Annotated in this window: 10 protein-coding genes and 1 tRNA gene; 1 reads left to right on the top strand and 10 read right to left on the bottom strand. The window is 68.1% G+C overall.

Annotation, left to right across the window (positions count from 1 at the left end; genetic code table 11):
• Positions 1–22: 22 nt before the first annotated feature.
• Positions 23–799, bottom strand: a complete 777-nt coding sequence (locus STRCI_RS10975; RefSeq protein ID WP_269658695.1) for a helix-turn-helix domain-containing protein — start codon at positions 797–799, stop codon at positions 23–25.
• Between the two features lie 106 nt (positions 800–905).
• Positions 906–978: transfer RNA gene (locus tag STRCI_RS10970), tRNA-Leu, on the bottom strand.
• Between the two features lie 104 nt (positions 979–1,082).
• Here STRCI_RS10970 and STRCI_RS10965 point away from each other — a divergent pair.
• Positions 1,083–1,739 carry an ANTAR domain-containing response regulator gene (locus STRCI_RS10965; protein WP_269658694.1) on the top strand — a complete coding sequence of 219 codons (657 nt, stop codon included), beginning with the start codon at positions 1,083–1,085 and terminating at the stop codon, positions 1,737–1,739.
• Between the two features lie 74 nt (positions 1,740–1,813).
• On the opposite strand, the gene STRCI_RS10960 is transcribed toward STRCI_RS10965, so the two are convergent.
• The 8 genes from STRCI_RS10960 to STRCI_RS10925 form a co-directional block, all read right to left on the bottom strand.
• A complete protein-coding gene (locus STRCI_RS10960) occupies positions 1,814–2,530 on the bottom strand; it encodes an ABC transporter ATP-binding protein (RefSeq protein WP_015661169.1) in 717 nt (238 codons plus the stop codon).
• Complete coding sequence (locus STRCI_RS10955) at positions 2,527–3,411, bottom strand: ABC transporter ATP-binding protein (RefSeq protein ID WP_269658692.1); 885 nt, start codon at positions 3,409–3,411, stop codon at positions 2,527–2,529. The genes STRCI_RS10960 and STRCI_RS10955 overlap by 4 nt, the downstream gene beginning before the upstream one ends.
• 6 nt (positions 3,412–3,417) lie before the next feature.
• Positions 3,418–5,226, bottom strand: a complete 1,809-nt coding sequence (locus tag STRCI_RS10950; RefSeq protein WP_269658691.1) for a branched-chain amino acid ABC transporter permease — start codon at positions 5,224–5,226, stop codon at positions 3,418–3,420.
• Positions 5,227–5,230: 4 nt separating this feature from the next.
• Positions 5,231–6,160, bottom strand: a complete 930-nt coding sequence (locus STRCI_RS10945) for a branched-chain amino acid ABC transporter permease (RefSeq protein WP_269658690.1) — start codon at positions 6,158–6,160, stop codon at positions 5,231–5,233.
• Positions 6,161–6,310: 150 nt separating this feature from the next.
• Positions 6,311–7,540 (bottom strand): branched-chain amino acid ABC transporter substrate-binding protein, encoded by a 1,230-nt coding sequence (locus STRCI_RS10940; protein WP_269664527.1) that lies wholly within the window; start codon positions 7,538–7,540, stop codon positions 6,311–6,313.
• 226 nt (positions 7,541–7,766) lie between these two features.
• The gene (locus STRCI_RS10935; protein ID WP_269658689.1) at positions 7,767–8,441 is read right to left on the bottom strand and encodes a hypothetical protein; all 675 of its coding nucleotides are present in this window, start codon (positions 8,439–8,441) and stop codon (positions 7,767–7,769) included.
• Between the two features lie 90 nt (positions 8,442–8,531).
• Entirely contained in the window at positions 8,532–9,020 is a 489-nt protein-coding gene (locus STRCI_RS10930) for a PaaI family thioesterase (protein WP_269658688.1), read from the bottom strand.
• 60 nt (positions 9,021–9,080) lie between these two features.
• Positions 9,081–11,360, bottom strand: a complete 2,280-nt coding sequence (locus STRCI_RS10925; protein WP_269658687.1) for an FdhF/YdeP family oxidoreductase — start codon at positions 11,358–11,360, stop codon at positions 9,081–9,083.
• Between the last annotated feature and the right edge of the window lie 119 nt (positions 11,361–11,479).

Below are 11,479 nucleotides of genomic sequence, written 5' to 3'. Positions count from 1 at the left end.
TTGAGGAGGGGCCCTTTCGGTGTCAGTACTTGGGGCCTACGTGGGTGTCCATGAGGGCTACGGAGGCCTTCCTGGCGACGGAGATGTTGAACGCGTTGCCGTTGCGGGCGTAGACGGCCCACTCGACGCCGAGCTTGTCGAGGGTGTCGGTGTACAGCGCCCGGATGTCTTCGGACTTGTTGGTGAAGAAGTACCGCGGGTACTCGTAGCGCTTGCGCTCACCGGAGACCATCCGGGCCGTCCAGTTGGTGACGCGGCAGCCGTCCGAGTGGATGAGGCCGCGGATGAACTCCCAGGGGTGGGCGTCGACGATTTGCTGCTGCCAGGGTTCGAGGGTGATGCGGCGCTCGTGCTTCTTGCCGGGGCCGTGCTGGGGGAAGAGGCAGGGCCAGTGCCCGCTGTAGCCGACCACGGAGGTGTATCCGACAGCCTGGACTCGGTATGCCTTCCGACTGGGATTGATCGCTTCGACTGCCGCGGCACACGCTTCGATGAGACCGGGCCATGAGTCGGCGCAGGCGACGCGGAGGAAGTAACCCGTCTTCATGCCTGGGCTGATGCAGCCGTCGCCCAGGTACAGACCGAGCAGGTAGCTGTACGACGCCTTGTCCGATGGCGGCTTCGCCGCTGGGCCGCAAAGAGAGCAACGGGTCTGCTGGATACGGGGCAGCGGATCGATGCGCGTTTGCCATGAGCGGATGGCGGCGCGGGATATGCCGGTCTTCTTGCTGACGGAGTTGAGACTGCGTCCCTCCGCCACCAAGGCCAGAGCTTGCTTGCGTGTGCCGAGGTCGTACATACGGACACCCTGGGGGAGTGATCGAGGCGACACGCACCAAAAAGCGGATGTTCACGAGAATGAGAACATCCGCTTGCTGATGAATTCCTTGGAATCCAAGGAAAAGTGCCCCGAGTCGGATTCGAACCGACGCTGTATGGGTTTTGAATCCATGGCCTCTACCGCTGGGCTACCGGGGCCCACCTTCAATATGAAGGTCGACGGTCACCCGCCGTGCCCTCACCTTATCGCAGCTGGGTAGGCTCTTGTCAGCAGCACCCCTGCCCCTGAACGAGGAGCCCCCGTGACCGCCCCCGAGTCGCCCCAGCCCGTAGACGCGCCCGACGACGACAAGTCGCACGTGCCTCCGCTGACGACCCGTGTCGTCATTGCCGAGGACGAGGCTTTGATCCGGCTCGACCTCAAAGAGATGCTTGAGGAAGAGGGGTACTCGGTTGTCGGTGAGGCCGGTGACGGGGAGCAGGCCATCGAGCTCGCCCGCGAGCATCGGCCCGACCTCGTCATTCTTGACGTGAAGATGCCCAAACTGGACGGCATCTCCGCCGCCGAGAAGATCGCCGAGGAGAGCATCGCGCCGGTGCTCATGCTCACCGCCTTCTCGCAGCGCGACCTCGTCGAGCGGGCCCGGGACGCCGGCGCGATGGCCTACCTCGTCAAGCCGTTCAGTAAGAGTGATGTCGTGCCGGCCATCGAGATGGCCGTCTCGCGGTTCACCGAGCTGCGGGAGCTGGAGAAGGAGGTCGCCGACCTCACCCAGCGACTGGAGACTCGGAAGCTCGTCGACCGGGCGAAGTCGGTTCTGCAGACCGAGTACGGGCTGAGCGAGCCTGCCGCTTTCCGGTGGATCCAGAAGACCTCGATGGACCGGCGGATGTCGATGCAGCAGGTCGCCGAGGCTGTCATTCAGGACGCCGAGGAGAAGAAGGCCGCCAAGGACTGAGGCTCGCGGCGCGCAGACAGAGCGAAGGCCCGCACCCCCCGGCAAGGGGAGTGCGGGCCTTTGCCGTAACTGAATCAGTCCTCGCCGAGGTAGGCCTTGCGGACCGACTCGTCGTGGAGGAGGTCCTGGCCGGTGCCGGACAGGACGATGTTGCCGACCTCCATGACGTGACCCTGGTCGGCGAGCGAGAGCGCCGCCTGGGCGTTCTGCTCGACCAGCAGGATCGTGGTGCCCTGCGACTTCAGCTCGGCGATCGTCGCCATGATCTTCTGCATCATGATCGGCGACAGGCCCATGGAGGGCTCGTCGAGCATCAGCAGCTTCGGCTGGGACATCAGGGCGCGGCCCATTGCCAGCATCTGCTGCTCACCGCCGGAGAGGGTGCCCGCCGCCTGGTTGCGGCGTTCCCCGAGGATGGGGAACAGGTCGTACGCCTTCTGGATGTCCTTCTCGATGCCCTCCTTGTCCTTCCGGAGGAAGGCGCCGAGCTGGAGGTTCTCGAAGATGGTCAGCCGGGGGAAGATGTGCCGGCCCTCGGGGGAGTGGGCCAGGCCCAGCGCGACGATCTTGTGGGCGGCGATGCCGGTGAGCGGCTTGCCGTCGAAGAGGATCTTCCCGGAGGAGGGCTTGAGCAGCCCCGACAGGGTGCGCAGGGTGGTGGTCTTGCCGGCGCCGTTGGTGCCGATCAGGGTGACGACCTGGCCCGCCTCCACGCTGAAGGAGATGCCCTTGACGGCCTCGATCTTGCCGTAGGCGACCCGGAGGTCCTCGACCTCTAGCAGTGCGGTCACTGGGCTTCTCCCTTGGTGCTGGTGGTGCTCCGCTCCTCGGTGTCCGAGGCCGCCTCGGCCCCGGCCCCGGCCTCGGCGGCGGCGACCTCGGCGGCCTCCGCCTCACCGGGGGCGCCCTCGAAGGGCTCACCGAGGTAGGCGGCGATGACGCGCTCGTCGGCCTGGACGACCTCGGAGGTGCCTTCGACGAGCTTCTCGCCCTGGACGAGGACGGCGACGCGGTCGCTCAGATTGAACACGAAGCGCATGTCGTGCTCGATGAGGAGGACGGCGATGCCCTGGTCGCGGATGGCGAAGACCAGTTCCTCGGTCGCCCGCGTCTCCTGCGGGTTCATGCCGGCCGTCGGCTCGTCCAGGAGCAGAAGGCCGGGGTCGGAGGCGAGGGCGCGCGCGATCTCCAGCTTGCGCTGCTCGCCGTAGGGGAGGTTACGGGCGAGGTGGTCCCGCTTGTGGTCGAGGCCGATGAACTCCAGGAGTTCCATGGCCCGTTCCTCGCTGGCCTTCTCCGCCTTCTTGAAGCCGGGTCCGCGCAGCAGCGCCGACCACAGGCCCTCCTTGGTGCGGGTGTGCCGGCCGACGAGGACGTTTTCCAGCACCGTCATGTTGGCGAACAGACGGATGTTCTGGAACGTACGGGCGATGCCCGCCTGCGTCACCAGGTGCGGCTTGGGCGGCAGCACCTTGCCCTTGTAGGAGACCGTGCCCTCGGTGGGGACGTACAGGCCCGTCAGGCAGTTGAAGAAGGTCGTCTTGCCGGCGCCGTTGGGGCCGATCAGGCCGACGATCTCGCCGGAGTTCACCGTGAAGTCGACCGAGCGGACGGCGGTCAGGCCGCCGAAGCGCATGGTGACGCCGCGGGCTTCGAGTACAGGTGTCGTCATGGTTCGTTACGCCCCTGCCTTGGTGACGGCCGGTTCGTCGGTCAGCGTCGCTTGTTCTGGTACGTCGAGTTGGCCGGTCTCGTGGAATTCGAGCTGACGGCGGCGGTTGGCGATGATGCCCTCCGGGCGGAAGCGCATCAGCAGTACCAGTGCGATACCGAAGGCCAGCAGCGACTTGTCCTGGAGGAAGTTGAGCTTCTCCGGGAGCAGGTAGAGCAGCGCCGCGCCGAGCAGCGGGCCCGCGACCGTGCCCATGCCGCCGAGGACGACGGCGGCCAGCAGGAACGCCGAGTTGGGCGGCGTGGAGCCGGCGAACTGGTAGGGCGTGGGCACCACGGAGTACGTGACGTGCGCGCTGACCGTGCCGGCGAGGCCGGCGAGGGCGGCACCGAGGGCGAAGGCGACGAGCTTGACGCGGAAGCCGTTGATGCCCATGGCGGTGGCGGCGGTCTCGTCCTCCCGGATGGCGATCCAGGAGCGGCCGATGCGGGAGTCCGCGGCGCGGGTGTAGACGAGGACCACGATGGCCATGATGAGGACCATCAGCAGGTAGTAGTTGGCGAACCGGCCGAGGGTGAAGCCGGCGATGTCGTGGCTCTCGCCCATGTTGAACCCGAAGAAGCTCAGGTCCGGGATGGACGGGATGCCGTTGGGGCCGTTGGTGATGTCGGGGCCGGAGTCGCCGTCCATGTTGTTCACGGCGATCCGGAAGATCTCACCGAAGCCCAGGGTGACGATGGCGAGGTAGTCGCCGCGCAGCCGCAGGGTCGGGGCGCCGATGAGGACACCGAAGAGCAGGGAGGCGGCGGCGCCGGTCAGTGCAGCGGCCCAGAAGGGGAACTGGACGCCGGAGAACCGGGAGAACTCGGAGCCGGAGACCAGGGCCGCGGTGTAGGCGCCGACGCCGAGGAAGGCGACGTAGCCGAGGTCCAGCAGGCCGGCGAGGCCGACGACGATGTTCAGGCCGAGCGCGACCGTACCGAAGATCAGGATGTTCACGCCGATGTTGGCGTAGTGGTCATCGGTCTGGGTGAAGGGGAATGCGATGGCCGCGGCGAAGCCCATAGCGAGCGTGAAGCTGCGGTTGTGGGCGACGATCCGGGAGAACACGTCGAGCAGACCCGCGGTGTGCAGGGCCCACAGCGAGAAGGTGATCAGGATCAGGTAGCCGATGAACAGCTCGCCGTATTCGGTGTCGATGCCGTAGGTGAAGACGGCCAGGCCGATCGCCGTGACGACGGTGATGATGGCCCGCTCGATCCAGGGGGCGAGGCTCTTCTGGGCGGGGAACCGGTCGGGCTTGGCGACGTACGCCTTGAGGTTCTCCTTGAGGCCGTCGCCGAGCTGCTCGGGCAGGGCGAGGGCGCCGAGCACGGGCAGCAGGGAGGCGATGGCCGCGATGTAGCCGCCGGGCTCCAGGTTCACGATGCCGTTGAGCTCCACGCAGATGGAGATGACGGTGAACCAGGTGGTGGCGAAGCCGCCGAGTGCCACGAGCACCAGCGGCGCGTTGTTCTTGGCGGGCATCAGCCAGCCCAGGCCGCGGATGCCGTAGGACGCCAGCGCGAACAGGGTGGTGAGCAGTCCGGCGACGAAGGTCAGCCACTGCAGGCCGCCGGGGTAGCCGGTGATGGTGAGGTCGCCGGGGAACTCGTCGGTCCAGGTCCAGGCGAGGAAGGCGGAGGCGGCGGTGGCGACACCGCCGGCCAGCAGCAGGGCGCGGGCCGCGGCGAGCGGCAGGGACAGCAGGCCGCGAGCGGCGGGGGCGTCCGGCGTGGTCGCCGTGTCCGTGGTGGTCTTGTTGATCTCGGTCACGTGATCACGCCCTGTCCGCGACGCGTTCGCCGAGCAGACCCTGTGGCCTGACCAGGAGCACGAGGATGAGGAGGCCGAAGGCCCAGACGTTGGCCCAGCTCTGGCCGCCGAGCTGCTGCATGCCGGGGATCTCGTCGATGTACGCGGAGGCCAGGGTCTCGGCGATGCCGAGGACCAGACCACCGAGCATGGCGCCGTAGATGTTGCCGATGCCGCCGAGGACGGCCGCGGTGAAGGCCTTGAGGCCCATCAGGAAGCCCATGCGGTAGTCGATGTTGCCGTACTTCAGGCCGTAGGCGACCGCGGCGACCGCGGCGAAGAAGCCGCCGATCGCGAAGGCGATCACGATGATCCGGTTGGTGTCGATGCCCATGAGCTGGGCGGTGTCCGGGTCCTGGGCGGTGGCCTGCATGGCGCGGCCGGTGCGGGACTTGCGGACGAAGAAGGCGAGGGCGGCCATGCAGATGACGGCGGCCAGGATCAGGAAGATGTCGGCGTCCTTGATGGTGATGGAGCCGATTTCGTGGGTGGCGTCGAGGCCGGGGAAGGCGATGGCTCGGTCGGCGCCGGGGTAGAAGTTGCGGACGACCTCCTGGAGAGCCAGGGAGAGGCCGATTGCGGTGATGAGCGGTGCCAGTCGTGGTGCTCCGCGCAGTGGTCGATAGGCGAACCGTTCCGCGCCGACGGCGATGAGCACGGCCACGAGGCCGCCGCCTATCAGCATCAGCGGGACGGCTACGGCCATCGCCGTGCCGTCGGGGAGGATGTAGAAGTAGACCGTGAAGGCGCCGAAGGCCCCGGTCATGAAGATCTCGCCGTGCGCGAAGTTGATGAGCTGGACGATGCCGTACACCATCGTGTAGCCGATGGCGATCAGCCCGTACATCGAGCCTAGAAGCAGCCCGTTGGCCAGCTGCTGCGGCAGGGTGTTCACCGCATGGCCTCCATGTCGCTGGATGTCGTGTGCACTATTCGCGTGCAGGGGTCTCTATGCACTGAGCGTGTGCAGGGTCTGGGTGTGAGAACGGGCCGCGCGGTCGGGGTCCCCTCCCGCGCGGCCCGCGATGCTGATGCGTTGCCTGGGTCAGCCGAGGTCGGCGGTGCCGGTCTTCACGGCCTTCCACTCACCCTTGACAACCTGGTAGACGGTGAGCTGCTTGTTGGTGGTGTCGCCGTACTCGTCGAAGGCGACCTTGCCGGACAGGCCCTCGAAGTCCGACTTCTGAACGCCCTCGACGACCTGGGCGCGGAGCTCGTTGATGTCGCTGGGGACCTTGCCGTCGTTGGCGTCCACGGCGGCCTTCACGGCCTTGATGATGGCGGTGGTGGCGTCGTAGGAGTACGCGCCGTAGGCGCCGTAGTCGCCCTTGTAGCCCTTGGCCTTGTAGGTCTCGATGAAGGTCTTGGCGGCGGGCAGGGTGTCGGCGGGGACGCCGATCGCGGTGGCGAGGTCACCCTCGGTGGCCTTGCCACCGGCCTCGATGTAGGTGGAGGCGAACATGCCGTCGCCGCCGAACAGCGGGATCTTCACCCCGGCGTCCTTCATCTGCTTGGTGAGCAGCGCGGACTCGTCGTACTGGCCGCCGTAGTAGAGCAGGTCAGCGCCGGAGTTCTTGATCTTGGTGACCAGGGAGCCGAAGTCCTTGTCGCCGGTGTTGACGTGGTCGGTCTCGACGACCGAGCCACCCAGCTTCTTGAACTGCTCGTTGAAGATCTTCGCCAGGCCGGCGCCGTACGTCTGCTTGTCGTCGACGACGAAGGCCTTCTTCTTCTTGAGGCCGTTGAGCGCGTAGTCGGCGGCGAAGCTGCCCTGGAGCTCGTCGGTGGTGGCCGTACGGAAGTACGTGTCGAACGGCCGCTTCTTCTCGGTCTGCCAGTCCTTGCCCTGGGTCAGCTCCGGGGCGGTGTTGGACGGGGAGATCTGGACCATCTTGGCCGAGGCGAAGACCTGCTGCATGGTCTGGGCGACGCCCGAGTTCAGCGGGCCGACGGCGCCGACGGCGGTCTTGTCGCCGGTGATCGCGGTCGCGTTGGTCTGGCCGGTGGCGGGCTGCGCCTTGTCGTCGAACGCCTTCAGCTTGAAGGTGACGCCCGGGACGAGCTTGTTCTTGTTCGCGTCGTCGACAGCGATCTGGGCGCCGTACTGGATGCCGAGGCCGGTGGTGGAGTTCTCACCGGAGAGCGGAGCGTCGACACCAATGGTCAGCGTCGTGGTCTCGCCGCCGTTGCTGTCGCCGCCGCCGTTGTCGTCTCGGGAGCCGCAGGCGGTGAGGGACAGAGCTCCGGTCGCGAGGACGGAGGTAAGTATCACCAAGGAACGTCGCACAATCAGTCCTTTCCGCAGTCACGCCCGCCCCGGTAGGGGCGGCGGGTGCCGCGCTGGTACCGAACTCCCGATGGAGCGGTGACTGGCCGTGACTCTAAGCCCGGTATGTGCGGATGGGCATCGGCGTGAGCTTCCTTGTGACTTTCTTGTTATGACGTGGTGGAGGGCGGGCTTCGGCCGAGGGGGCTCTCAGCCGTTTTGGCGGATTTTCCACTCAGTCCGCATTCTGAGAACCCGCACTTCCGGTTGGCCGTGGGCCCGGTCCAGGAGGTATGGGGTCGCAGGCCGCGTGAAGAAGATCGGATAGGTCCCGCGAGAATGCGCCACCGAAGATGAAGCTGTGGCGCTGTATTGCGTGGGTGTTACGCAGCGTTACGTCGAGATAGTGAAATCCCGCATCCAGGGGCAGTTCCGAACAGTCGGATACGGAAATCTCCACCGTGATACGCCGACTTGTGCCACCCGGCACGGTGAACTCGGGCCGGGGAGTGGTCTGGGTGCGCAGCCCGTCGAAGGCGGCGCCCGTGACTCGCATGGTGACGTCGGGCCCCCGGAGCACGGATACGCGGAATTGGAAACTTCCCCTGGTGGCAACGGAGTTGGGTCGTTCGGCGGGGCCGAGGTAGTCCCATCTGGTGACGTTGGCGGGCCAGGCGGAGAGGTCGAGGGTCTCGGGTGGTTCGGGGTCGTCCGGGGTGAGCAGGAGCGCTCCGGCGGCGCCGAGCGTGACGAGGGCGGCCGCTGCGGCGGCTCTGCGGGTGCGGGGGGAGAGTGCGGCCCAGCGGCGCGCGAGCCGGTCCGTACGGCGCGGCCCATCGGCTCCGATGACCTCGTAACTCTCATCCGGATCAGGGGAGTTGACGGGTTCGACAGGGCCGATGCCGGTCATGACGCGGGCCTCATGGAAAAACGGTACTACCGGGGGCGGGTGCCGCTCTGTCTGCCGTGGCGAGCGGCGCCCGCCCCCGGGCTCAGCCGGTCAGCCGGACACGCCCACGGGCTCGCCGTCCCCCGGTCGCACATCGCGCAGCAGGCAGGTCAGCCGGGCGGTGCACACCCGCTTGCCCTCCTCGTCACTGATCACGATCTCGTACGTCGCGGTCGACCGCCCCCGGTGCACCGGCCTGGCCACCCCGGTCACCATTCCCGACCGCACCCCCCGGTGATGGGTGCAGTTCAGGTCCACACCCACGGCGATCTTCGAGGACCCGCCGTGCAGCATCGACCCGACCGACCCCAGCGTCTCCGCCAGCACCGCGGAAGCGCCTCCGTGCAGCAGCCCGTACGGCTGGGTGTTCCCCTCCACCGGCATGGTGCCGACGACCTCCTCCGCGGACGCCGAGAGGATCTGCACCCCCATCCGCGTCCCCAGATGCCCCGCGGAGAACAGCGCGGGCAGGTCCACGCCGAGCGCGGCGTACTCGTCGATGACCTCTTGCGGGAACTGCACCTGCTGCTGCTCGCCCATGGGGCCGGACTCCGTTCGTCGTCGATCCGCTCCGGCGTCCGCCGGTACCTGAGCAAACGCTCAGTCGGTGGCCGATTGTTCCAGACGCACCACAACGGACTTGCTGGCCGGGGTGTTGCTGGTGTCCGCGGTGGAGTCCAGCGGCACCAGCACATTGGTCTCCGGGTAGTACGCCGCCGCACACCCCCGGGCCGTCGGATAGTGCACGACCCGGAACCCCGGAGCCCGCCGCTCGACGCCGTCCCTCCACTCGCTCACCAGATCCACGTACGAGCCGTCCGCCACCTTGAGCGCCCGCGCGTCCTCGGGGTTCACCAGCACCACGCGCCGGCCGTTCCTGATCCCCCGGTAACGGTCGTCAAGGCCGTAGATCGTGGTGTTGTACTGGTCGTGCGAGCGCAGCGTCTGCAGCAGCAGCCGCCCCTCGGGCAGCTCCGGGTACTCCACCGGCGCCGCCGTGAAGTTGGCCTTGCCCGTCGCCGTCGGGAACCGCCGCTCGTCCCGCGGGGCGTGCGGCAGCGCGAACCCGCCGGGAGCCGCCACGCGCGCGTTGAAGTCCTCGAACCCCGGGATCACCCGCGCGATATGGTCCCGGATCGTGGCGTAGTCCTTCTCGAACTCCTCCCACGGCACCCGGCTGTCCGCGCCGAGCACCCGCCGCGCCAGCCGGCACACGATCGCCGGCTCCGACAGCAGCTGCCCGCTTGCCGGCTCCAGCCGCCCGCGTGAGGCGTGCACCATGCCCATGGAGTCCTCGACGGTCACGAACTGCTCGCCGCCGCCCTGAAGGTCACGCTCCGTGCGGCCCAGCGTCGGCAGGATCAGCGCCCGCGCCCCGGTGACCGCGTGCGATCGGTTCAGCTTGGTCGACACATGCACCGTCAGCCGCGCCCGCCGCATCGCCGCCTCGGTCACCTCGGTGTCGGGCGACGCCGACACGAAGTTGCCGCCCATCGCGAAGAACACCTTCGCCTTGTCGTCCCGCATCGCGCGAATGGCCCGCACGACGTCGTAGCCGTGCTCACGCGGGGGCGCGAAGCCGAACTCCTTCTCCAGGGCGTCCAGGAAGGCCGGGGCGGGCCGCTCGAAGATGCCCATCGTGCGGTCGCCCTGCACATTGGAGTGCCCGCGCACCGGGCACACGCCCGCGCCGGGCCGCCCGATGTTGCCGCGCAGCAGCAGGAAGTTGACCACCTCGCGGATGGTCGGCACGGCGTGCTTGTGCTGGGTGAGGCCCATCGCCCAGCAGACGATCGTCCGCTCGGAGGCCAGGATCATCCCCAGCGCGCGCTCGATCTCCTCCTGGGTGAGCCCGGTCGCGGTGAGCGTCTCGGCCCAGTCGGCGGCCTGCGCGGCGGCGGCGAACTCCTCGTAACCGTGGGTGTGTTCGCGGACGAACTCCTCGTCGACCGCGCCCTCGGTGGCCAGGATCAGCTTGTTCAGCAGCCGGAACAGCGCCTGGTCGCCGCCGATGCGGATCTGGAGGAACAGATCGTTGAGCGCGGCGCCCTTGAGCATGCCCTGCGGGGTCTGCGGGTTCTTGAACCGCTCCATCCCGGCCTCGGGCAGCGGGTTGACGCTGATCACCTTGGCGCCGTTCGCCTTGGCCTTCTCCAGCGCGGACAGCATCCGGGGGTGGTTGGTGCCCGGGTTCTGCCCGGCCACGATGATCAGGTCGGCCCGGTAGAGGTCCTCCAGCAGGACGCTGCCCTTGCCGATGCCGATGGTCTCGCTGAGCGCCGAACCCGAGGACTCGTGGCACATGTTCGAGCAGTCCGGCAGGTTGTTCGTGCCGAACGCGCGGGCGAACAGCTGGTAGAGGAACGCGGCCTCGTTGCTGGTCCGCCCGGAGGTGTAGAAGAGGGCCTCGTCCGGGGAGCCGAGCGCCGTCAGTTCCTCGGCGACGATGTCGAAGGCGCGCTCCCAGGTGACCGGCTCGTAGTGGTCGCCGCCCTCGGGCAGGTACATGGGGTGCGTCAGCCGCCCCTGCTGGCCCAGCCAGTACCCGCTGCGGGTCGCCAGGTCGGCGACGGAGTGCGCGGCGAAGAACTCCGGGGTCACCCGGCGCAGGGTGGCCTCCTCGGCGACCGCCTTCGCGCCGTTCTCGCAGAACTCCGCGGTGTGCCGGTGCTCCGGCTCCGGCCAGGCGCAGCCCGGGCAGTCGAAGCCGTCCTTCTGGTTGACGCGCAGCAGTGTCAGCGCGGTCCGCTTCACGCCCATCTGCTGCTGGGCGATGCGCAGGGTGTGGCCGATGGCGGGCAGACCGGCGGCCGCGTGCTTCGGCTCGGCGACCCGCGGCGCGTCCTGCACCGGATCACCCTTGGGCGGCTTCGTCGCCATCGCACGCTCTCCTTACGACTGCGTATGTGAGGTACATCTCCGATCCTCGCACGTGTCACCGACACCGGTCGGCCCCGGGTTCCGCACCCGTCGAGAGCTTTGGTTGCGCGATCCGCCCG

The organism is Streptomyces cinnabarinus, from assembly GCF_027270315.1.
Classification (GTDB): Bacteria; Actinomycetota; Actinomycetes; order Streptomycetales; family Streptomycetaceae; genus Streptomyces; species Streptomyces cinnabarinus.
Note: the sequence above shows the minus strand (reverse complement) of the source record. Positions and strands in the feature narration are given on the sequence as shown.

What these genes read in the sequence shown, in the direction of transcription:
- STRCI_RS10930 (WP_269658688.1), bottom strand. Translation starts at nt 9,020, where the DNA reads ATGGGCGAGCAGCAGCAGGTGCAGTTCCCGCAAGAGGTCATCGACGAG.
- STRCI_RS10925 (WP_269658687.1), bottom strand. Translation starts at nt 11,360, where the DNA reads ATGGCGACGAAGCCGCCCAAGGGTGATCCGGTGCAGGACGCGCCGCGG.
- STRCI_RS10955 (WP_269658692.1), bottom strand. Translation starts at nt 3,411, where the DNA reads ATGACGACACCTGTACTCGAAGCCCGCGGCGTCACCATGCGCTTCGGC.
- STRCI_RS10935 (WP_269658689.1), bottom strand. Translation starts at nt 8,441, where the DNA reads ATGACCGGCATCGGCCCTGTCGAACCCGTCAACTCCCCTGATCCGGAT.
- STRCI_RS10975 (WP_269658695.1), bottom strand. Translation starts at nt 799, where the DNA reads ATGTACGACCTCGGCACACGCAAGCAAGCTCTGGCCTTGGTGGCGGAG.